Origin of the sequence: Blautia acetica (assembly GCF_038739805.1) — a bacterium.
Taxonomy (GTDB): domain Bacteria; phylum Bacillota; class Clostridia; order Lachnospirales; family Lachnospiraceae; genus Blautia.
In genome coordinates this window covers 22,056-44,355 of the sequence record NZ_JBBEWO010000016.1, presented here as the reverse complement: position 1 = coordinate 44,355, position 22,300 = coordinate 22,056, and the positions used below count along the sequence as shown (strand labels likewise).

Here is a 22,300-nt window from a genome sequence, read left to right as displayed (position 1 = left end):
GAGACTGCTGAAAACGGCAGTCTCCTAAAAAATCCTGTATTTTTTTCTGCTCTATGGCCATTCTTTACAGCACATGGATTCCGCCATGCTGACGTACCTTCAGCACATGGCAGGCTCCTTTTCCAAACACCTTATCCATAGCTTTTCTGTATTCTTCTACAAAGCTGTTCTCTACAAAGACCTGAATGGTTCCTGCGAAGCCGCCTCCATGAACACGGCTGACACCGTGGCTGCCAAGGACGCTTTCGCTGACGCCCAAAGCAATGGACATGGCCTGTTTCTGTACGTTTCTGTTGGTATAAATATTCTGCAGATATTTAAAAGAGGAATCTCCGGATGTTTTCACCAATTTTAAGAATTCCTCAAATTCTCCGTTTCTAAGAGCATGTACCTGTGCTTCCACACGCTTCTCTTCTTCAAAGAAATGCAGCGCACGCAGTACCGGACGGTCACCCAGAACACTTCTCAGTCCTGATATCTGCTGGAAAAATTCCTTCTCGTCCACTTCACGAAGCACTTTTTTCTTGAAGAATGCAGCCACTTTTTTCATTTCTGCAGGAATTTCTGCATAATCTTCGGTTAAATCATCATGGAATTCTTTTGTATCTACAATGCACAGGCTGTATTTATATGCCTCAAAATCAGACGGTACTTTTTCTACCACCGGTTCTTCCGGATTCTTGAAATCAATGTGAATCAGGCCGCCTACAGAACAAGCCATCTGATCCATCAGACCGCTTGGCTTTCCAAAATAAACATTTTCTGCAAACTGTCCTGCCTGGGCAATCAAAACCGGGCTGATACTCATATCATTAAACAGACCGGAAAGTATGGTTCCGATAATGACTTCAAAAGCTGCAGAGGAAGACAGACCTGCGCCAATAAGCACATCACTGGTAATATAGGCTTCAAATCCACCCAGCTTATATCCTCTTTCTTTCAGATTTGCCGCCACACCTCTGATTAAGGCAATCGTGGTTCCTTCTTCATAAGCCTTTTCTTCTAAATCTTCAATATCCACTTCCACCATGTCGTATCCTTCTGATACCACACGAATAAGATTTCCTTCTGTTCTGCTGACAACTGCGATAGCGTCCAGGTTAATAGAAGTAGCAAGCACCATGCCCAGCTGATGGTCTGTATGGTTTCCGCCTACCTCGCTTCTTCCCGGAGCGCTGTAGATTTCCACTTCCTTTTCCCCAAATAATTCTTCAAATTTTGCTACTGCCTCTGCATACCTTCTGTTCTGATATTCCAGAAGACTTTCATCCAGGTAAATATCCTGAAATAATGCACTGTGTTTCCCCTGACGTAATTCTTCCTTTAAAACTGCGGAATTTTTCATGTCAATTCCTCCTCCTTGTTCCTGTAAGTTTTTAGAATTTTTTGTCTATAAAGAGCATATCATACCCGGCAGCTTTTCGCCACTGGATTTATTCCTCTGCGGGCACTTTATTTTCGTCGGGAAGGACTGTCGAATTCGGTTCTTCCCCGGAAACTTCCTCTTCCTTCCCGTCCGAAAGACTTTCCGGGCTGTTGGATACCTGAATTTCCCGTACAAGACCCAGGTCTTTGTCTATGAAAATCCGGACAAAATTTTTCTTCGTCTCATCTGAATACAAATAATAAGAAGTTCCCTTTTCCTCCTCTTGGCTTTCAAAGGCATTTCCTCCCAAAAGAATTTTCATATTTTCCTCTGACATCCCCAGTGTAATGTTGTTCCCCACAGCAACCGGCACTTTTGTCACATCAAAATCTCCCGACAGACTGGTGAGGAATGCATACTTCACAGCAATGGTCTGCTCTCCGTAATTTCTCACCACTGCATACAGCGTATGGCCATCTTTTTCCAGCGTTACATATCCGTGGCGTCCGGGTTTTACATAGGTATCCGAACCCTCTTCCTGTATTTTCCATCCATGTTTTACAAACTCAGACACCGGTGCGGGAATACGGTACAGTTGATTATCATAAGAAACCACATAATCTCTGGGATTTTCCGAAAATTGCTCCGGTCTCTCATATTCCTTTACGGCCTGAGGCTCCTCTTTACTCACCTCTTCATCTGCCCCCTGGGATGCGCGGTAGTTCTGCAGAGAAACCCGATAAAGGGTTTCATCCTCTATATGAAATACAAACTCTGCCTTCTTGTAAAGACCAAATTCATAGGTAACATAGACATCCTCTTTTTCTTCATACTCGTCCGTAGGTGGACCGTACTGCTCTGTCACCTGGTTCAAAGTTGCCCTTCCCAGACAGAGTTTCCCCGGAAGCTGGTACACGGTGCCCCCTTCCCGGTATTCCAAAGTCACACCGCCTATCATACTGTCTTCCAGAGTCCGACTTTCCCCCTCTTGATTGACAAATGCTGCTGTCAGAGTGTCTTCTCCTCTTTTCAGACTTTCCCCTTCTATAAAAGATTCCGCTTCCAGATGTTCTTCTCCCCTGTCAGAGGGGATTTCCCATCCCCGCTCCTTCCAGACTTCCATGCTTTCCGGAAGGGTGTAAACTTCCTCGTTCATGGCAAATTGAAAATCTGAAAGTTTATCTGACAAATTCACTTCGTATTCCCGAAATGCTTCCTCGTTCTGTACCACAGTCTCATCCTTTCCCTGACATCCTCCCAGCGCCAACAGCAAAGCTGCTGTCAGAAGTATCCATTTCTTTTTCAAAAAAATCTCTCCTTCCATGACGGATTTCCTGCTATCACTAAGTTTTCCCTATATAAGAAATCTTAACACAAAGGTATGGCCTTTTCCATGAAAAATACACATACCCTGCCGTTTTTTTCATACACTGTAAAGAGTATTTTATGCAAAGAGGCCCTCCTTTGAAAAAGTTTTCTTTCAGATTCTCCCGCAAAATCACTGCTGCTGTTTTTCTTCTGCTTCTTGGCATTTTTTCGCTTTTCTGTCTGAAAACCCGTCCTTTTTCCTCCTGGGATACACGCTTTGAAGCCTTTACCCGGCAGCTTTTTTGCCAGGAACTTTCATCCAATACGCTGAATCTCCATTATACTCTGGCTTATCCTGAAAAATACAATATAGAGAATTACAGCATTAGCCTTGGCAGTATGAAACCCCAGAATCTGCAGGAAAATTTCGACTCCATAAAGGCTTTGAAAAAGCAGCTTGAGCGTTTTCCTGCCTCCAAACTTTCCACAGAAAATCAAATGGTTTATGATATCCTGCGGCTGCAGTTTGCCACAGAACTCTCCTCTGAAAACTGCTATCTGCTTCAGGAACCCCTTAGTCCCAATCTTGGAATACAGGCTCAGCTTCCTGCCCTTCTGGCAGAGTATACTTTCCGAACCCCGGCAGATGTCAAAGACTATCTCTCCCTGCTCACTTCTCTCCCGGATTATTTTAAGGAAATCCAGCAGTTTGAGCAGGAAAAATCCCGCCAGGGACTCTTCATGAGCGACGACAGCGCAGAACGGACCGTACAGCAGTGTAAAGAATTTTGTGAAGACCTAAACTCCCACTATCTCTCCGAGACTTTTAAAGACCGGGTTCAGAAGCTGACGGAACTCAAGGTCATAAGCAAAAAACAGAGGGATTCTTACATAAAAACACACGAAAAAATCTTAAAAAACTGTGTCTTTCCCGCCTATAAATCCCTTGCACAAAGTCTGGAAAAATTGAAGGGAAGCGGGAAAAACCAAGGGGGACTCTGTCACCTTCCAGAGGGCAAAAAATACTATGCTTATCTGATAAAAAGCAGTACCGGAGACTATCGTTCTGTCCGGGAAATTCAGAAACATCTGTATCAGCAGCTCTTCCTGGATTTTGAAGAAATTCAGAATCTGGTGCAGAAAGACCCTGACATTTTTACAAAAGCAGCACAACTTCCCCAGACTGCTTCCTCCTCTCCGGAACAAATGCTGGATTATTTAAGCCGGGTTATGACAGACGATTTTCCCAAACTGACGGTCAAAGACTATGAAGTAAAATACGTTCCGGATTCCATGGAAGAATTCTCCAGTCCTGCCTTTTATCTCACGCCGCCTGTGGATACTCTGACACCCAATACCATTTACATTAACCAAAGCACTACCGTCTCAGATGTCCAGCGTTTCACCACCCTGGCCCACGAAGGTTTTCCCGGCCATCTGTACCAGACCGTCTATTTCGGAAAGCAGGATTGTCCCCCCATCCGGCATCTTCTCGGCTGCAGCGGTTATGTGGAAGGTTGGGCCACTTATGTGGAAAATATGGCTTATGAATACAGCTGCTGCTTCCTGCAGACAGACCCGGAGGTTATGGAATTTCTCCGCCTGAACCGCTCCGTCACCCTCTGCCTGTACTCCATTCTGGATATCGGTATCCACGATACCGGCTGGAATCTGCAAACCGTTCAGGAACTTTTGAAAAGTTTCGGCATTACAGACGAAAATGCCTGCCGGGAAATCTTTCAATACATCGTAGAAAATCCTGCCAACTACCTGAAATATTATCTGGGATTTTTAAATTTTACAGCGCTCAAAAGCAATGTCCAGGAAATCCAGGGAACGGATTTCAACCTAAAACTCTTTCATCAAAACCTTTTGGAAATCGGGCCCGCGCCCTTCCCCATTGTGAAAAAATATTTGCTTATGCGGTACTGAAGCAAAAAGAGCCGACACCCCCTGCTATTTAAAGGTGTATCGGCTCTTTTTATTGTTCTTTTTTCTGATAAGAATTGAAGAATTCTCTCAGGTTCAACAGGGATTTCACCAGAACTTCCTGCTGGCTTTCATCCAAATCCTTCAGTACTGCCTGTATCATTCCCTCATGAAATTTCTTATGATGTGCATTGGCTTTGCGTCCCTTATCCGTAAGCGAAATCAGCACCACTCGTCTGTCTTCTTCGCTTCTTTCCCGGTGTGCATAACCCTTTTTCACCAAACCGTTCACAGCAATGGTCAGGGTTCCCACGGTCACAGACAAGGTTCTGGCAACCGAAGACATATTTCTGGGGCTTTCCTCTCCAATGGCTTCTATAATATGCATATCATTAACAGAAATATCTTTAAATTCAGGAGTAATCAGTGCCTTCCCTTCAATATCCATGATTTCCTGAAAGAGATTCACCAGAATATCATGAAAAACCTCATAATGCTTCACTTTATCACTGCCTTTTCTGCTTTTACTGTATTTTTTGTTCCTATTGCTTTCATTATAGCTGATTCAGGCAGCAAACACAATGAGATTTTTATAATCCGATTATTTTACAATCATTTCTCCGTAGCATTCTTTTCCAGGAGCTAACGCATTTGCTTCATCTGTATCAATGTGCGCTGCTGTTGCGTAGGATGCGCTTACACGAACCACTACATCACCGAAAGTCAGGCTTCTTCCATTTGGAGATTCGATAGCCAGTTCTACGATCTGTTTGTCAGCCACGCCTGCTTTTTCAGCGTCTTCCGGTGTCATGTGTACATGACGTTTTGCAGCGATAACGCCCTCTGTCAGTTCTACTTCACCTGCCGGTCCTACTAACTTACAGACACCGGATTCTTTGATGTCACCTGATTCACGAATCGGAGCAACTACGCCAAGACTTCTTGCGTCTGTTAAAGAAACTTCTACCTGTGTGTCTTTTCTAACCGGTCCTAAAACAGACATTTTCAGGCTGCCTTTTGTTCCGATTACTTCAACTTTTTCTTCACAAGCAAACTGACCCGGCTGGCTCAACATTTTTTTCACTGTTAATTCATGTCCTTTTCCGAACAGAGCTTCCAGATGTTCCTGTGATAAATGCACATGTCTTGCAGATGTTTCTACTAATACTTTCATGTTTAAATCCTCCAATTTTTGAAATATTCACTATCTTTTATTATAGCTTTTTCGTGGGGCTTGTCAACTTCTATTCTTGTTTTCTTCCAGAAACCTGTCTTTCAGATAATGATATTCCTTTACAATACTTCTGGTAATCTCATCCTCACCAAAATCATTCACCGGATGGTAAATCCGAAGCAGCGCCCCATATCTTCTTTTCAATTCTTCCACATTCTTAATTCCCTTAAAATAGTGTATGTGCACTTCCGAATCATTGCTTTCTCCGCCCCTATAGCTCTCATCAAAAGCGGACCATTTGTAATCAGGACGCTTGTAAAAAGCCTTCAGGCTGTCCGAATTTCCCATGTAAAACTTCCATATCCAGCTGCACACCGCCTCCAAAACCACCATAACCATGCCTACGCCTGCCACCGGTACATAAGCCAGACCTCCGGCAAGGGCCATTGTCAGAAAAACAGGTGCGATTCCCGGCCCTTTTCCCTGTATCTGCAGAATAATTTCTATCAGCACTCCAAGGGAAACCACCACGGATGACAAAATGCAGACAAACGAAACAACCGGTCCGCACAGCTTTAAGAAAAACTGTACGCACCGTATCAGAATAAATATAACTGTCAGCGGTACTGCCAACAGGATTTTCAGCAATATCTTGAACGCAATCCTCTTCTTTTCTTCCTTCATAGTTTTACCCGCATTTCCATAAACTGTCTTTTTTCTTACCCACAGTTTATCATATCCGGCAGGATTTTCACAGAATAAATTATGAACAAATCGGCAGAAATTTTATCCTCTGTTTCAGGTATTGTGGTCACTGACATGAAACGTTTTCAAATTTCCTATTTTTTGCCGTCTCTCCTCCAGAATCCCTTCTACTTCCTCTACAGAAATCCCGGCTTGTACCATCATGACAATAAGATGATACAGCAAATCACAGATTTCATTGGCCGTATCCTCATTGTTTCCGTTCTTGGCTGCAATAATCACTTCACTGCATTCCTCTCCGCATTTTTTCAGGATTTTATCCAGCCCCTGCTCAAAAAGATAACAGGTATAGGAGCCTTCCTGCTTTGTCTCTTTTCTCTGCTTTGCAACTTCATATAAACCTTTCACGACATCCATCATAGCATTTCTTCCTTTCCGATTTCTCTGAAAAAACAACTGTGGGCACCTGTATGGCAGGCCCCTCCCGTCTGAACCACGGTGATTAAAACCGTATCCTTATCGCAGTCTCCCTTAATATCCACTACCTTCTGTACATGGCCGGAGGTCGCTCCCTTGTTCCACAATTCCTGCCGGGAACGGCTGTAAAACCAGGTGTATCCCGTCTCAAGGGTTTTCTGAAAGCTTTCCCGGTTCATGTAAGCCAGCATCAGCACTTCTCCTGTTTCCGCCTCCTGTACAATAGCAGGAAGCAGGTCTGCTTTTGTAAAATATTCCTCTATCTCTTTCATCCTTTATTCTGTCTCCTTACCGGTATTTTATGTTCCTCCAAATGAGCTTTCACCTCATCTACCGTCAATTCTTTATAATGAAACAAAGAAGCTGCCAACGCTGCATCCGCCCCTGTCTCTTCAAATACCTGAGAGAAATGCTCTATCTTTCCGCAGCCTCCGCTGGCAATGACAGGAATGGAAACTGCCCCACAAACAGCCCTTAAAAGTTCCAAATCAAACCCCTCTTTTGCGCCGTCCGCATCCATAGAAGTCAGTAAAATTTCTCCGGCTCCCAGCCTTTCACACTCTTTTGCCCACCAGACAGCGTCCAGTCCTGTATCCTTTCTTCCGCCGTGAACCACCACATGAAATGCGCCTGTTTCATCTCTTTTTGCATCAATAGCCGCAACCACACACTGACTTCCGAATACCTCTGCCGCCTGGCGGATAAGGTGAGGATGATCCACCGCAGCTGAATTTACCGCTACCTTATCTGCACCTGCCCGGAGGATTTCCCGGAAATCCTCCACACTGCGGATTCCTCCTCCCACAGTCAAAGGAACAAAGACATTTTCCGCCGTTTTTCTTACCACATCAACCATGGTTTTCCTTCCCTCATGGGTGGCTGTAATGTCCAGAAAACAGAGTTCATCCGCCCCTTGTCTGTCATATGCAACAGCACATTCTACCGGGTCGCCAACCTCCCGGATACCTACAAAATGAATCCCCTTGACTACCTTGCCATCCCTGACATCCAGACAGGGAATAATTCTTTTTGCCAGCATTACTGCTCACCTGCCTTTTCTATCGCTTCCCGCAAATCCAGGCTGCCTGTATATACGGCTTTTCCACAGATACAGCCATAAAGCCCCAGCTTTTTGCACGCTTCAATATCTTCTATGGAGCGGACACCTCCGCTGGCAATAATATTACAGGACACCGTTTCGTTTAATTTTGCAAGCTGCTCCAGATTCACGCCCTGCAAGGTTCCGTCTTTGGATATGTCTGTATAAATAATGGTTTTTACACCTGCCTGTTCCATCTTTTTTGCCAGTTCCAGATAGGAAAGACTGCTCCTTTCCAACCAGCCTTCTGCTGCGGGTGCACCGTCCCTGGCGTCAATTCCCACTGCAATCTGACTGCCGAAAATCCGGACTGCTTCCTCTACAAGCACAGGATTTTTGATTGCTGCAGACCCCAGAATCACCCTGGAAATTCCCCTGGTCAAATACCACTCTATGGTTTCCATACTGCGGATTCCGCCTCCTACTTCTGTGTGCAGTCCGGATTCTTTTGCCACCTTCAGAAAGATTTCCTCATTGACCGGGCAGGCTGCTTTTGCACCGTCCAGATCTACCATATGTATCCATTTTGCCCCTTGCAGCGCAAAGTTTTCTGCTGTTTTTAAGGGGTCTTCCGCTACCTTATGCGCGGTGCTGTAATCCCCCTGTACCAGGCGTACACAGGTTTTATCTTTTACATCTATTGCAGGTAATATAATCATTTTTCCACCAGCCTCGCAAAATTTTTTAACATATTCAATCCCACACTTCCGCTTTTTTCCGGATGAAACTGTGCACCGTAAACCATATCTTTCTGCACCAGTGCGGGAATCTCTTCCCCATAAAAAGTGGTACAGGAAAGGTATTCAGGCTCTGTATCCGCTCTGTAGGAATGAACAAAATACACATAGCTGTTTTCCTCCATTCCTTCCGTCATACTGCAGGGTTTTAATACCTCCAGATGATTCCAACCCATATGGGGAATTTTTTCCCCTTTTCCATCTATTTTGATGACTTTGCCCGGTATCAGGCCCAATCCTTTTGTCTTCTTAAATTCCCAGCTTTCTTCAAACAAAAGCTGCATTCCCAGACAGATTCCCAGAAGGGGTTTCCTTGCCGCCTCTTCCTGAATTACGGACACCAGCTGCTTCCTTTCCAGCCTTTCCATGGCATCCGGAAAAGCTCCCACCCCGGGAAGAATCAGCCCGTCCGCCCGGCGTATTATCTCTGCTTTTTCTGTCACACAATTCTCTATCTGCAGGTAATCCAGGGCATTTTTCACACTGAAAAGATTCCCCGCACCGTAATCAATAATTGCTATCATCACAACACTCCTTTTGAAGAAAGAACACCGCCTCCGGTTTCTGTTACAGCGTCTTTCAATGCATGAGCAAATGCTTTGAAAAGGGCTTCTGCCTTATGGTGGTCATTCTCACCATAGAGGATTTTCATGTGCAGCGTAATCCCTGCCTGAAAGGCCAGCGCACGAAAGAATTCTTTTATCATACAGCAGTCCAGGGCGCCAATACTTTGGTTTTCATATTCTGCTTCATACACCAGAAAAGCCCTGCCGCTGATGTCCAAAGAACAGAATCCTAATGTCTCATCCATGGGAATATATGCCGTACCATAACGACGAATGCCGCCTTTTTCTTCTAATGCTTTTGCAAGAGCCATCCCCAGAACAATGCCCAAATCTTCCGTGCTGTGGTGACAGTCCACTTCCAAATCTCCCTTCATGGACAGTTGAATATCAAACTTTCCATGCACGCACAGAGCCTGCAGCATATGGTCCAGAAAGCCGATACCGCAAGTGCCTTCATAAATTCCCTGCCCGTCTGTGTTCCAAATCAGCGCAATCTGCGTTTCCTTTGTATTTCTCTCTATTTTTGCTGTTCTCACTGGTCTCTCCCCTTTCTTTTTGCAGCGGTTTTCCTATTGCAGCAAGTTCTCAAGGCTCTGTAAAATTTCCTGGTTTTCTCTTTGAGAACCGGCGCAGATACGCAGATATCCTTTCATAAAACGCACGGAAATCCCCGCCTTTTTCAGCCCTTCAAATACAGTTTCCCCAGCTTTTATATCGACGTAAACAAAGTTTGTACTGGTAGGATACAGTTTACGGATTTGCTGCTTTTTTTCCTTTAGCGCCTTTAACCCAGCATATAATTCTCCCACAGATTCTTTAATTTTCTCCGTACATTCCTGCAGATATTCCCTGTGTTTTAAGACAGCACAGCCCGCCGCCTGAGTGAGGGAATTCACATTATACGGAGATTTTGCCGCCTTTAAAATCCGGGTAATTTCTTCATTGGCTGCTGCAAATCCCAAGCGGATAGCCGCCATTCCAAAGGCCTTGGAACAGGTTTTCAATACAATTAAATTTCCGTAATTCTCGATTTCGTCCAATACAGAACCTTCTGAAAAATCCATATAAGCCTCATCTACAACCACCAGTGCATCTGTCTGTGCCACAATCTGAAGAATATCCTGCCGCTCCAGCTTCAGAGCCGTGGGATTGCAGGGGTTGGAAAAGATAATCAATTCTGCTCCGGTTTCTCTTGCTTTTTGAATCATATCCTCTGCACAAAGCACCATATCCTGCTTATCCAGAATTTCAACTTTGGCTCCTGCAGCCTGCGCATAAAATCCATACATGGAAAAATCCGGACTTACGGTAAGCATAGTCTGTCCAGGTTCCAGAAAGTTCTGCACAATCAGGGAAATCAATTCATCCGAACCATTTCCTGCAGTAAGAAGCCTGGAATCCACCTGAAAAAATTCACCAAAACACTGACAAAGTTCCTTTGCTTCCGGGTCCGGATAACGGTTAAATTCCACCTGACTGATAGCTTCCAGAACCTCTTTTCTAATCTCATCCGGCAGGTCTATAAAGCTTTCATTGGCATCCAGGCGCACTTTGTAAACTTCTGTAACCGGCTCATAAGCCTGGAGTTTTTTCAATTTTTCCGGTATCTGATATGCCATAAGTGCACCTCCCTATTCTCTGCTTTTTACATCTTGCTCTATCTTCTCAATGAGTTTTTCTATCTCATTTTTTCGCAGCTTCATGCTGGCGATATTGACAATCAGACGAGCGCTGATATCACAGATGTTCTCTTTGACTTCCAGTCCGTTTTCCCTTAATGTAGTGCCTGTTTCTACAATATCCACAATGGCATCCGCCAGTCCAAGCACCGGGGCAAGTTCTACAGAACCTTCTATTTTCACCAGATTAATGTCCATATTTTTGCTTTCAAAAAAGGCTTTCGCTACATTCATATACTTGCTGGCAATCGTTCTGGTTTTATATCCGCGATACACATCTGCCCCCTTTAAAGCTGCCAGGGCAAATCGGCATTTTCCGAATCCCAGGTCTGCAATTTCATAGAAAGTTCCACCTTTTTCCATAATGGTGTCTTTCCCTACCACACCCATATCACAGACTCCGGTTTCCACATAAGTAACCACGTCCGCAGCCTTGGCCAACACAATCTCAATACTGCCGTCCCCTATGGGCATAATCAGCTTCCTTCCCTTTTCTCTCACACTGGTACAGTCATATCCCAGCCGCTCCAGCATTTCTATGGTTTTATCTTCCAGACGCCCTTTGGTCAGTGCCATTCTAATTGGTTTCATCCTCTTTCCTTCCTTTCCCTGTCTGATATTCCGTGATTTCTTCACCAACCAAATGGACTGTTAAAATCCCTTTCTTACGGGCATATGCAAGAGTTTCCTCTAAGGTATCAAAGACACTGTTTTCTGCTGTTTTTCCCTGCTCTTCCAGTGTTTTTCTATAGCGCACACTATCCGGAACTGCACTGATATCCCTGGCAAAAATCAGAATTTCCGGTATTTTTTCCGGCTCCGGATGAACCATCTGACTTGCCAAATCCACATTGATTCCAAAGCCAATGGAACCGTGATTTTCTCCAAACTGACCCAGAAGCGTATCGTACCGCCCCCCGGAGAGTACCTGCTCTCCCACGCCGTCAAAGTAACCGCGAAAGATAATTCCCGTATAGTATTCCGCCAGATTTACAAGTCCCAAATCAATAATAACCTTATCTCCCAGGCCCAGTCTGCAGAGGTATTCATAAATGCCTTTCAGGTAATCCAGGCTTTCCTTTGCCCCATTTTCATCAAACAAGTCATAGGCTTTTTCAAAGACCTCTTCCCCACCGAACAGTCTCGGCAGTTTTCGCAGCGCTCTGGCCGCTTTATTCTCCTTGGCCTTGCCTAAAATATCTGTCAGGCTGGCATAATTTTTCTGTTCAATCAAAAGACGAATCTCTTCTTTCGTATCCTCATCTGCATCCAGACTTCCCATAATTGCCTTGAAATATCCGATGTGGCAAAGTTCCAGCCGGTACTTTCCACTGCCGATTTTGTCCAGACTTCTTGCGGCCAGTTCCACAACTTCCAAGTCACTGCGCAGAGAGGAGCCGCCTATTAATTCGATTCCTACCTGGTTGATTTCCACACTTTTACTCTTTCTCTCAGGAAAACCCCGGTAAATATTATGGTTATAATACAGTCTGAGAGGCAGCGGCATTCCTTTCAGTCTGGTTGCCGTCAGCCTTGCCACAGGAACTGTACAATCCGGACGCAGCACCATGAGTCTTCCTTTGGAATCTGTCAGCTTATACATGGTTTCCTTTGGCAGATATTTCGCTGCTTCTCCGAAAACATCGTAAAACTCCAGTGCCGGTGTCATCACCCTGCGGTATCCCTGGGAGACAAATAAATCCTTTAAAGTCTTCGTCACCTGAGAACGCTGGTCGCACTCGGCAAAGAGCAAATCCCTGGTTCCGTCCGGTGTTATTTTATCGTAGTATCTCATCTTTATCCCCCTTTGCTTTAGCGTGTTACCATATTAGCATTATGATGTATTTTTGTCAACAACTTTTCTATTACATCATTCCCGCCAATACCACACTGGCTGCAATTCCCGCAAAAGAAGCCAGCAGCGCCCCCCACACCGTATACCTGGTTTTGTTCACTTTTGCAGCAATAAAATATACAGAAATCGTGTAAAAAATCGTTTCTGTGCAGGACATCATAATAGACGCAATAAGTCCTACACGGGAATCTGTGCCGAATTCCCGGAAAATATCCAGTACCAGGCCTGTAGCGGCGCTGGAAGAAAACATCCGTACAATCGTTAAGGGAACCAGCTCCGCGGGAAAACCCACATGTGCAGTAAACTTTCCCAGCAGTTCTCCCAGCATATCCAGAAATCCCGAAGCCCGCAGAACCCCTACAGCTACCATGAGGCCAATAAGTGTGGGCAGAATTCCCACCACAGTTTTCAGTCCATCCTTTGCACCCTTTACAAACTCTTCATATACATGGCACTTCATCAGAATACCAAAGCCTACTATGTAAAACAGGATAAGAGGAATACTAACCTCTGAAAGAAAAATCAGAAATTTCATGTGTGTCTCCTTACTGTCTTTTGTTCAGTTTACGCAGGAAAAGGCAAAAAAAGAAGAGACTGCGAATTACAGTCTCTTCTGTATGCTATTTTTCTGATTCTTCACCCCTTTTCACTTCTCAATCCCGTTTTCCTTTATAAAATTTCGGATTTCCTCTGCAAATGCCTCTCCGTATTTCTCATACTTACTGTTTCCCACCCCATTTATGGAAAGCATTTCTTCCTTCGTAACCGGAAGATAGGTGCTCATCTGACGCAGTGTTTTATCGGAAAAAATAATGTAAGGCGGCACCTTGGCCTCCTGGGCCATTTTGTACCGTTTCTGCCGCAGACGTTCAAAGAGAAGGGGATATTTCACCTCATCTGTGACTTTCTGTTTGCCGGATTTCGCACTGCTTTGCATCTTAGGCTGCTCTTTTGGCAGTTTCAAAAGCACTTGTTCCTCTGCCCCGTCAAGCATTGCTTTTCCTCTTTCCCCCAGCCTTAAAACAGGATAATCTCCCGCTGTCAGAACCAGATAATCCTTTACCAGCAGGTCATTTAAAATCTGTCGTATCCGCACAATGGTTCGGTCTTTCAAGACTCCGTAATATGTATTTTCGTTTAAATGAAACTGCCGTACTTTGGCGCTGTCCGAGCCATGAACAGCGTCTGTAACAGCCTGTATTCCATATCTCTGTCCACTGGTTTTTACCAGTTTCAAAATACTTTCCGCCTCTTTCGTCACATCTGTATCCTGAAATTCCGTGAGACAGTTTTTGCAGTTTCCGCAGTAATTTCCTCCGTATTCACCGAAATACCGCAGAATATATTCCCGCAGGCATTCGTTGGTAAAACAATAGAATGTCATTTTCCGCAGCCGTTCAAAGTTTCTTTCCCGAATCAGTTCCATGTCTTCCCTGTCAAATTCCTCGTTTTCCATCTGCTGGTTAATAAGAAATTCATTCGTCTTCACATCCTGTCCGGCATAGTACAGCACACACTCTCCCGGCTCACCATCCCGCCCGGCGCGGCCTGCCTCCTGATAATAGCTTTCAATATCTTTTGGCATATTAAAATGCAGAACAAAGCGCACATTAGACTTGTCAATACCCATCCCAAACGCATTGGTTGCCACCATAACAGGCATCCGGTCATAGATAAAATCTTCCTGATTCTGCTTCTTTTCTTCATCAGACAGCCCGGCATGATACCGCACAGCAGGATATCCCTCCTGTATCAGACGACGGTGGATTTCTTCCACATTTTTCCGGGTATTGCAATAAATAATACCGCTTTTTTCCCGGTTTTTATCCAGATAATCTAACAGCGCCTGTATCTTATCCTTTGGCTTTTCCACTGCAAAACAGAGATTTTTCCGGTCATATCCTGTTACAGCCACAAAGGGATTTTGAAGTCCCAGAATACACAAAATATCCTCTTTTACTGCCCTTGTAGCTGTTGCCGTGTAAGCGGCAATCACAGGGCGTTTCGGCAAAACCTGAATAAATTCTGCAATTTTCAGGTAACTTGGACGGAAATCCTGTCCCCACTGGGAAATACAATGGGCTTCGTCTACAGCCACCATAGAAATTTCCACCTGATTGACAAGCGCCAGAAAGGAATCTGTCATCAGTCTTTCCGGTGCTGCATAAATAATTTTATACCGCCCCCGGGCGGCAAATTCCATGGCCTTCCTATACTGTCCTTCTGTCAGCGAACTGTTGATGAAAGCCGCATGTACGCCTGCTGCATTTAAAGCAGCCACCTGGTCCTTCATAAGCGAAATCAGAGGCGACACCACAATGGTTATCCCCTGAAAAAGCAGGGCAGGCACCTGAAAGCAGATGGATTTTCCCGCCCCTGTAGGCATAATGCCAAGCACATCACGTCCTGCCAGGGTACTGTCTATAAGCCCCTCCTGGCCTTCTCGAAATGTATCGTATCCAAAAACATCCTTTAAAACCTTGTATTTATCCATAAACCCTTCCTTTGCCCTCTGTATCTCTGCCAATTTTTCCTGCAGATTATAAAAATTCCTGCACTTCCTTCATCAGTTTTTCTTCTGTTTTTATGATATTTTCCGCCAGCGCAAGGCTTTGTCTGGAGGCATTCTTATACTGATTCACAAATCCCCCAAGGGTCTGAATCCCCATGTTGCAGCCATCCATAATCATCTTTGCAATCTGGCTGCTGTCATCTTTCATAAGCAGTTTCACATCCGTAGAAAGTCGGGAAAAGACAGAAGCCATAACGCCCGGCTCTTTCTCTTCGCTTCCTCCCTCCTTCAGCATTTTTCCAGCCTGTTCTTCGTATTCCTTATGTTTTTTATCATAGGTATTCATAAGTTCTTTCAGCTTTTCATCTTCCACATAATCCCGCATCTGATTGAAGCTGTTGATTGCCATTTTACATCCTGTACTGCATTCCCGCAGCAGGTTTCTGGTCTGTGATTCCATCTGAAATGCCCTCTTTTCTTTTTTATTAGTATTGGCATTTAAGATTTCTTTTTATTCTTCAGAAGACCTTTTTTCCTGAAATAACGAAGCTCCAGTCCAATGATAACAAGGGTCAGAAGCACCACGGTGAGATATCCGTACTTCCAGTTTAAAAGGGGAATGTTTCCGAAGTTCATACCGTACCAGCCTGCCAGCAGCGACAGAGGCAGGAAAATAGTTGTGACTACGGTAAGCATAGTCATAATTTCGTTCTGCTGAATGTCTATCTGTGCCTGATATAATTCGTGAAGCTGCAGCAGATTCTCTCTGATATTTTCTGTGTAATCATGAAGACGGGACACTCTGTTTGAAAACACGCACCAGGCATTTTCCTCTTCCTTCACCAGAATTTCTCCTGCCGCTCCCTGCAGTTCCTCCGCCATATCCAGAAGCTGTACATAGAATGTATGAAGCCTCATCATTGCTTTTCTAAGTCCCATCAAAACCCTTGGAAAATCCCTTGGTGTCTCCTCCAGAAGAATATTTTCCAGTTCTGTTATCTTTTCTTCCACCTTCTGCAGATAAGGAACTTCCTCATCAATCAATCCGTTAAACACAGCCAAAAGAAGCTGTCCCTCCAAAGCATTTCCACCAAATTCCATATCCTTTATTTTCTCTAAAATCCGGCTAATCTGCCCTCCGTCATCCAGAAAAATCAGTTTATTTTTCATAAAATACCAGGCGGCAATCCAGGGCTTTTTCTCTAAATTTTTCTTATCGGGAATCTTCAGCACTCCGAACAGACACTGGGCGTACACTTCCGCTTTGCAGGAAACTGCCTGCTCCATGCTGTGAATCAGTTCTCTCTTATGAGGATAATTTCCCTTTAATGCAGAAAATTCCTGCAGATTCATCAGACTTACTGATATGGTATGGGGGTTCTTTCCCAGCAGATATTCTGTCATTTTACTCTTCCTCTCCCTTTGACTGTTTTCCTCCGAGAAAATCCAGATTTTTCTCTATCCATCCGCGGTTTTGCCTTCCTTTAAAAAAGCCGCCATTGTACCTCTCACTATCCTTTTTGCTGACAGAAACCATAAACTGAATCCGAAAAGAAAAGTCCTCTGCCTCCAACAGCGTAAAAGGATGTTCCTCCATGGCCAGTATCTGCATACTGTCTTTTCGGAAAAAAGGATACGATCCCGTAAAACCTTTTTCCTGTAATTTCCGGGATACTGCCCGCCTTTTCTCCTCTGTTTCCTCATTGCTTTTTCTTCCGTAATCACGGATGGGATAGACCTTGGACGCAGCTTCTGTTTTCCTGTACAGCACCTCATAAAGAGGAATTCCCGCTCTGCTCTCCATATGCCTCTGTATCCGTTTTTCTGCCCAGGGAAAAGGAAATCTCCGGTAAACTTTCAGCAGGTGTGCCAATCTCCAATCTCCGGCTTCCAATGCCAGCTTTTTCATGCATTCCACCCCTTCCAGCGTGTCCGGATATTCCTCATCCAGGGATTCCTTCACCGGCGAAAAAGCACGAAAAGGCGCCAGTTCCATAAGAGGAAGCAGTTCTTTTTCCGCCTGTGTACACACAGTATCCCCCATATAAGAATATTTATCGTAAAGGGTTCCCACTATATATACCAGCCGCCGCCACTGTTCCTGTCCTTTTACCCAGAAATGTCCGATACGGTGATACTGATAACAGGTCATTTCTTCCCGAATAGACGAAAACCAAATGGTAAATACATTGTCGTCTCCCTGCCTGACTACCAAAAGATAAACTTCCCCGTCTTTTGCCATATGTGCTTGTGTTATTCCCTTAAAATCCACGAGATACCTGCCTGTCATGCGGCATTGCTCCAGAATCAGCAAACACTCCAGTGCATCGTTCATCATATAAGGAATATAATACTTTTCTTCCCCGGCCGGCAATGTTCTAATATGCAGTTCAAAGGCCTGTGCCCGGAACAATTCTGCCAGTTTCATGCAGGAATCCGGCATATCCGGAGAAAGTCCGGGGAGAAACTGCTGCAACTCTTCATAATATGTCTGCGCCATGATAAGCCCGTCCTGTCTTCAAATCTGTGATATTCTTATCTTATCACATGGGTGCGTATTTTAAAAGAAAGAGATTCACAACAAAAACAGGCATACAGGAATGCTTCTGCTCCTGTATGCCCGTTTTTTTTACAAATCTGTTCCGTACACTTCTATCTGCGCAAGAGCCGGAAATGGTGACGGTTCCGGGGAAGGAATCAGCTTGGACAGCTTCACCCAGGTCACTTTTTTCTTTTCAAAGGTGAATTCCTGTCCACAGCCTGTTTTCTTTAAAGAAAACTCTTTTTCTTCTCCGTCTGAGAAGGTTACAGTCACCTTTTTCCACCAGTTATCGTGTGGAAAATCTGCCCGGATATAGAGAATGATACGGTCGATTTCCACTTCCCGTCCGAAATCCACAGTCATTTCTGCGTCCGGATTCCGGTTGATTCCCCAGGAATCATAGGGCCATTCGCCGTGACATTCATTGGCTGTCACTCCGTCAATGGCATTCTTTGCCGCAAAAACAGACTCGCCTCTTGTCTCCACATTGGCAAAGGCATGGGGAAAACAGGTGGTATTTTCATGCGTATCGTTGACATTTAAAGCTAAATTACGATAGCTTTTCACCTCAAAATCTCTGGCTTTCCGCACACTGATTAAGTGCTTGTTTCCGGAAAATGCCTTTGGTGAAAGATTGATTCTCTTCTCGCCAAAAGGAATTTGATACTGCGCATTGCCGGTAAGATAAACCAGATTTCTGCCCAGGGCATCGTCAAACTGTACCCATGCATATTCTCCTTCTTTGGAGATTTCCAGAACAATTCTATCTCCTTCTTCGTAGGTTCTTGCCACCATGAGATTGACTTCTTCTTCCCCTCTGGCCCACGCCACCGTTCGTTCATTTTTATCAATTACTTTTAAACTAAACATGCTTTTCTCCTCTAGCAGCCCAGGATTTCTCTTACACAGGCAGCAATTTTTTCACACTTGCAGTTTGCGAAAAACAGTTCCTGGAAGTGCTCTCCTGCCAGTGCGCCTTTCACCAGTTCTCTGTCCATTTCCATTAAAATATCTGTGAATTCTCTGTAAGTAACCTTCTTTACTTCGTCCAGAATCTTCTTATTTCTCTGTTCCGGTACGGCTCTTTCTCTCGGATATCCCTGTCCGCTTTCTTCACAGAACAGCTTTTCAAAAATGTATTCCAGGTTCAAATCGCCGCCCCAGCCAAATCCTTTTGCAAAGGGCAGAGAAATAGCATTTCCGTCATTAATCTGTGCAAAAGTATATGCGTCCAAAGCGTCTTCTACATGTCCGCAGATAACGCCCGGGAAAGAATTACAAGCCAGCATAGCACCTTCTCCTGTGCCGCATCCGGTAATTACATAGTCCGCTGCGCCGGAATTTAAGAGCACTGCTGCCAGGATTCCCACCTGTACATAAGTGAGCTGTGCCTCGTCTTCTGCTGTATACATGCCGTAATTATCCACAGTAAATCCCATGGGTTCTACAACTTTTCTAAGAGATTTTTCAATCATCGGGTTCTTTGCACCCTGGCTGTTTTCATTCATTAATGCAATTCTCATTCTTGTTTTCCTCCGCTTATCTTTCATTCCTTATCTCAAATTATTTCGGCTGTTTTCCAATGTAAGCTAAAATACCGCCGTCTACATACAAAATCTGTCCGTTTACAAAGTCAGAAGCCTCGGAAGCCAGAAATACGGCCGGTCCCATTAAGTCTTCCGGATTTCCCCAGCGTGCAGCCGGTGTCTTGCTGATGATGAACTGGTCAAATGGATGTCTGGAACCGTCCGGCTGGATTTCTCTTAAAGGCGCTGTCTGCGGTGTGGCAATGTAGCCAGGTCCGATACCGTTGCACTGGATATTGAACTCCCCGTATTCAGAAGCAATATTCTTTGTCAGCATTTTCAGTCCGCCTTTCGCTGCTGCATAAGCAGACACGGTTTCTCTGCCCAGTTCACTCATCATGGAACAAATGTTAATAATCTTTCCGTGCCCCTTTTTCAGCATGCCGGGAATGACTGCTTTGGACACGATAAACGGGGCATTTAAGTCTACGTCAATGACCTGACGGAATTCTTCTGCACTCATGTCTGTCATAGGAATACGTTTGATAATTCCTGCATTATTTACCAGAATATCAATGGTTCCCACCGTTTTTTCAATATCCTGAATCATATCTGCTACCTGTGCTTCGTCTGTTACGTCACAGAGATATCCTTTTGCGTCAATGCCTTTTTCTTCGTATGCTTTCATAGCAATATCCATGTGTTCCTGGCCTCTGCAGTTAAACACAATTTTTGCGCCTGCTTTTGCGTAAGCTTCTGCAATGGCAAACCCGATTCCATATGCTGCACCTGTCACCAGGGCTACTTTTCCTTCCAGTGAAAAACTCTTCATAACGTCCATGTCTGTTCTCCTTTTCTACTTAGTTTCCTGTTATTTTAATTCCTGATTTGCAATGTGGTCCATATCGTCAAAGTCCTGATTTTCCCCTGCCATACCCCAGATAAAGGTGTACGCCTGAGAACCGGAACCAGAGTGGATAGACCAGCTTGGTGAAATCACGGCCTCTTCATTTCTCATCACAATGTGGCGTGTTTCTGTAGGTTCTCCCATGTAATGCATAACAAACGCATCTTCTGGAATATCAAAATACAGATAAACTTCCATTCTTCTGTCATGGGTGTGGCATGGCATAGTGTTCCATACACTGCCCGGCTCCAGTTTTGTCATGCCCATTTCCAGCTGGCAGCTTTCTACCTGTCCCGGCAGAATGTATTTACAGATTGTTCTGTGATTGGATTGTTCCAGTGTTCCCAGCTCTACCTTATTTTCATCTTTTACAATCACAACGCCCTCTTCCGGTGTTCCTTCCGGCTTAATCAACACCGTAGGATATGTATGGTGCGCCGGTGTGCTGTTAAAATAGAATTTCGCCGGTACTGTGCTTTCTTTGCTGGCAAAAGTGATTTCTTTTACACCCATGCCAATGTACATGCCTTCTTTGTGTCCAACTTCATATTCTTTGCCGTCTGCCACAATGACACCTGCACCGCCGATGTTGATAATTCCCATTTCACGTCTCTGCAGGAAATACTCTGCTCTTAATTCTGCCCCCGCAGTAAGCACCAGCGTTTCTCCTGCCGGTACTGCTGCACCTGTGATAATGCGGTCAATATGGCTGTACACCATTTTTATTTCCCCCGGCACAAACAGGTTCTGAATCAGAAATTCCTCTCTTAAACGGTCTGTTGTATAATGTTTTACGTCTCTTGGTGATGACGCGGTTCTTACTTCCATGTTGGTTCCCCTTTCTGTTTCCTGTACGGTAATCTTTCATATGACTTTATTATAGCAGGCCGCTCTTTGGGGAAGGTTTCTTTTCCTGTTTAAAACCTTGCAAATCTTGAACTTTCTTCATTGCTTTTTAGAATATTCTCTTATATACTGGATATAACGACATGGGAATTTTATTTCAGATATTTTACGAATTTACAGAAAACAGAAAAGGAGGCACGGGATATGAAACTGCTCAATTCCTGCAAACAGTCCATCACCGACTGCCTGCAGAATAAAACTTTTTCCATCGCACATTTATACAGCGACGAGAAGCCTATGGACATGCATATTCACGACAGTTACGAAATTTACTATTCCATTTCCGGCGGCAAACAGTTTCTCATCGATAACTGCTTTTATAACATTTTCCCGGGTGATATTTTCTTCATTAATCAGTACGAAAGCCACCATCTGACTCAGATTGACAGCCAGATTCATGAACGGATTATCTTGTCCATTTACCCGGATTATGTGAAATCCCTCAGCACGTCAAACACGGATTTAGATGCGTGTTTTCAGAATCGTTCCCTGCGTTCCAACCATAAGGTCTCCCTTACCCTGGAGGAACAGAAAAATTTCCTGTACTACATACACAAGCTCACACACACAGCAGGATACGGAACCGACATTCTGGAGCAGGCGGCTTTTCTGGAATTGATGGTGTTCCTGAACAAACGGTTTCAGAAGAATCACATTGCAGATACGGAAACTCAGATTAATTCCAATGCACAGGTGGACAGTATTCTTTCCTATATTAATCAGCACATTGAAGAACCTTTGAGCCTGGAACAGCTTTCCGCACATTTTTTCATCAGTTCTTCTTATCTGTGCAGGCTTTTCAAGTCTGCCACCGGAACCACCATTAATAAATACATTACGGCGAAGAGGATTTCCCATGCCAAAGAATTGCTTGCCGAGGGGTATACGGTGACTGAGGCCAGCGCCAAGTGCGGATTTAATGACTACAGCAATTTTTTCAAGGCCTTTACAAGGGCCACCAGCGTGTCGCCGAAGAAATATGCACAGTTTCTGACGCAGTAAAAAACTGCAG

General features: G+C 44.5%; 25 protein-coding genes. 2 read left to right on the top strand and 23 right to left on the bottom strand.

The genetic code is table 11. From position 1 onward, the window contains the following. Window positions 1-64: 64 nt before the first annotated feature. Together WBS51_RS11185 and WBS51_RS11180 are read right to left on the bottom strand one after the other, a co-directional pair. Window positions 65-1,345, bottom strand: a complete 1,281-nt coding sequence (locus WBS51_RS11185; RefSeq protein WP_291681778.1) for a galactokinase — start codon at window positions 1,343-1,345, stop codon at window positions 65-67. Window positions 1,346-1,433: 88 nt separating this feature from the next. After that, window positions 1,434-2,672 carry a hypothetical protein gene (locus WBS51_RS11180; RefSeq protein WP_291681780.1) on the bottom strand — a complete coding sequence of 413 codons (1,239 nt, stop codon included), beginning with the start codon at window positions 2,670-2,672 and terminating at the stop codon, window positions 1,434-1,436. Window positions 2,673-2,830: 158 nt separating this feature from the next. Here WBS51_RS11180 and WBS51_RS11175 point away from each other — a divergent pair, with 158 nt between their 5' ends. Continuing rightward, window positions 2,831-4,606, top strand: coding sequence for a DUF885 domain-containing protein (locus tag WBS51_RS11175; protein ID WP_226853607.1), 1,776 nt, complete (start codon window positions 2,831-2,833; stop codon window positions 4,604-4,606). Between the two features lie 49 nt (window positions 4,607-4,655). Here the strand turns inward: WBS51_RS11175 and WBS51_RS11170 are convergent, their stop codons facing one another. The 21 genes from WBS51_RS11170 to kduI all read right to left on the bottom strand — a co-directional run bounded on the left by WBS51_RS11170 (window position 4,656) and on the right by kduI (window position 21,210). Continuing rightward, entirely contained in the window at window positions 4,656-5,105 is a 450-nt protein-coding gene (locus WBS51_RS11170; protein WP_173749457.1) for a MarR family winged helix-turn-helix transcriptional regulator, read from the bottom strand. A 99-nt stretch (window positions 5,106-5,204) separates the two neighbouring features. Next, window positions 5,205-5,777, bottom strand: coding sequence for a PduL/EutD family phosphate acyltransferase (locus WBS51_RS11165; protein ID WP_291681786.1), 573 nt, complete (start codon window positions 5,775-5,777; stop codon window positions 5,205-5,207). Window positions 5,778-5,840: 63 nt separating this feature from the next. Further along, entirely contained in the window at window positions 5,841-6,461 is a 621-nt protein-coding gene (locus WBS51_RS11160) for a hypothetical protein (protein WP_294461225.1), read from the bottom strand. A gap of 114 nt (window positions 6,462-6,575) precedes the next feature. Continuing rightward, window positions 6,576-6,902 (bottom strand): phosphoribosyl-ATP diphosphatase, encoded by a 327-nt coding sequence (gene hisE, locus WBS51_RS11155; protein ID WP_173749420.1) that lies wholly within the window; start codon window positions 6,900-6,902, stop codon window positions 6,576-6,578. Further along, window positions 6,899-7,231, bottom strand: a complete 333-nt coding sequence (gene hisI, locus WBS51_RS11150; protein WP_173749419.1) for a phosphoribosyl-AMP cyclohydrolase — start codon at window positions 7,229-7,231, stop codon at window positions 6,899-6,901. The genes hisE and hisI overlap by 4 nt, the downstream gene beginning before the upstream one ends. After that, a complete protein-coding gene (hisF, locus tag WBS51_RS11145; RefSeq protein WP_294461229.1) occupies window positions 7,228-7,998 on the bottom strand; it encodes an imidazole glycerol phosphate synthase subunit HisF in 771 nt (256 codons plus the stop codon). The genes hisI and hisF overlap by 4 nt, the downstream gene beginning before the upstream one ends. Continuing rightward, window positions 7,998-8,717, bottom strand: a complete 720-nt coding sequence (hisA, locus tag WBS51_RS11140) for a 1-(5-phosphoribosyl)-5-[(5-phosphoribosylamino)methylideneamino]imidazole-4-carboxamide isomerase (RefSeq protein WP_173749417.1) — start codon at window positions 8,715-8,717, stop codon at window positions 7,998-8,000. Before hisA ends, hisF begins: the two co-directional genes overlap by 1 nt. Further along, complete coding sequence (gene hisH / locus WBS51_RS11135) at window positions 8,714-9,319, bottom strand: imidazole glycerol phosphate synthase subunit HisH (RefSeq protein WP_173749416.1); 606 nt, start codon at window positions 9,317-9,319, stop codon at window positions 8,714-8,716. The genes hisA and hisH overlap by 4 nt, the downstream gene beginning before the upstream one ends. After that, complete coding sequence (hisB, locus tag WBS51_RS11130) at window positions 9,319-9,897, bottom strand: imidazoleglycerol-phosphate dehydratase HisB (RefSeq protein ID WP_173749415.1); 579 nt, start codon at window positions 9,895-9,897, stop codon at window positions 9,319-9,321. Before hisB ends, hisH begins: the two co-directional genes overlap by 1 nt. Before the next feature lie 33 nt (window positions 9,898-9,930). After that, window positions 9,931-10,980 carry a histidinol-phosphate transaminase gene (gene hisC, locus WBS51_RS11125; protein ID WP_173749414.1) on the bottom strand — a complete coding sequence of 350 codons (1,050 nt, stop codon included), beginning with the start codon at window positions 10,978-10,980 and terminating at the stop codon, window positions 9,931-9,933. 12 nt (window positions 10,981-10,992) lie between these two features. Then, window positions 10,993-11,631 carry an ATP phosphoribosyltransferase gene (gene hisG / locus WBS51_RS11120; protein ID WP_173749413.1) on the bottom strand — a complete coding sequence of 213 codons (639 nt, stop codon included), beginning with the start codon at window positions 11,629-11,631 and terminating at the stop codon, window positions 10,993-10,995. Next, the gene (gene hisZ / locus WBS51_RS11115; RefSeq protein ID WP_173749412.1) at window positions 11,618-12,835 is read right to left on the bottom strand and encodes an ATP phosphoribosyltransferase regulatory subunit; all 1,218 of its coding nucleotides are present in this window, start codon (window positions 12,833-12,835) and stop codon (window positions 11,618-11,620) included. Before hisZ ends, hisG begins: the two co-directional genes overlap by 14 nt. Before the next feature lie 70 nt (window positions 12,836-12,905). After that, window positions 12,906-13,430: a spore maturation protein gene (locus WBS51_RS11110; RefSeq protein ID WP_173749411.1), complete on the bottom strand. Its 525-nt coding sequence runs from the start codon at window positions 13,428-13,430 to the stop codon at window positions 12,906-12,908. A gap of 111 nt (window positions 13,431-13,541) precedes the next feature. Further along, window positions 13,542-15,389 (bottom strand): DNA helicase RecQ, encoded by a 1,848-nt coding sequence (gene recQ / locus WBS51_RS11105; RefSeq protein ID WP_294461239.1) that lies wholly within the window; start codon window positions 15,387-15,389, stop codon window positions 13,542-13,544. Between the two features lie 46 nt (window positions 15,390-15,435). Continuing rightward, window positions 15,436-15,867: a DUF2383 domain-containing protein gene (locus WBS51_RS11100; RefSeq protein ID WP_173749409.1), complete on the bottom strand. Its 432-nt coding sequence runs from the start codon at window positions 15,865-15,867 to the stop codon at window positions 15,436-15,438. Window positions 15,868-15,905: 38 nt separating this feature from the next. Beyond that, window positions 15,906-16,811 carry a magnesium transporter CorA family protein gene (locus WBS51_RS11095; RefSeq protein WP_226853605.1) on the bottom strand — a complete coding sequence of 302 codons (906 nt, stop codon included), beginning with the start codon at window positions 16,809-16,811 and terminating at the stop codon, window positions 15,906-15,908. Window position 16,812: 1 nt separating this feature from the next. Further along, window positions 16,813-17,907: a DUF3878 family protein gene (locus WBS51_RS11090; RefSeq protein WP_294461245.1), complete on the bottom strand. Its 1,095-nt coding sequence runs from the start codon at window positions 17,905-17,907 to the stop codon at window positions 16,813-16,815. Window positions 17,908-18,036: 129 nt separating this feature from the next. Then, window positions 18,037-18,819, bottom strand: coding sequence for a DUF7402 domain-containing protein (locus WBS51_RS11085; RefSeq protein ID WP_173749407.1), 783 nt, complete (start codon window positions 18,817-18,819; stop codon window positions 18,037-18,039). 11 nt (window positions 18,820-18,830) lie between these two features. Beyond that, entirely contained in the window at window positions 18,831-19,472 is a 642-nt protein-coding gene (locus WBS51_RS11080; protein WP_173749406.1) for an RpiB/LacA/LacB family sugar-phosphate isomerase, read from the bottom strand. Window positions 19,473-19,512: 40 nt separating this feature from the next. Then, window positions 19,513-20,316 carry a gluconate 5-dehydrogenase gene (locus tag WBS51_RS11075; protein ID WP_173749405.1) on the bottom strand — a complete coding sequence of 268 codons (804 nt, stop codon included), beginning with the start codon at window positions 20,314-20,316 and terminating at the stop codon, window positions 19,513-19,515. Window positions 20,317-20,346: 30 nt separating this feature from the next. After that, window positions 20,347-21,210, bottom strand: a complete 864-nt coding sequence (gene kduI, locus WBS51_RS11070) for a 5-dehydro-4-deoxy-D-glucuronate isomerase (protein ID WP_173749404.1) — start codon at window positions 21,208-21,210, stop codon at window positions 20,347-20,349. Between the two features lie 222 nt (window positions 21,211-21,432). Between kduI and WBS51_RS11065 the strand changes: the two genes are divergently transcribed. Beyond that, window positions 21,433-22,290: a helix-turn-helix transcriptional regulator gene (locus WBS51_RS11065; RefSeq protein ID WP_173749403.1), complete on the top strand. Its 858-nt coding sequence runs from the start codon at window positions 21,433-21,435 to the stop codon at window positions 22,288-22,290. Window positions 22,291-22,300: the final 10 nt, after the last annotated feature.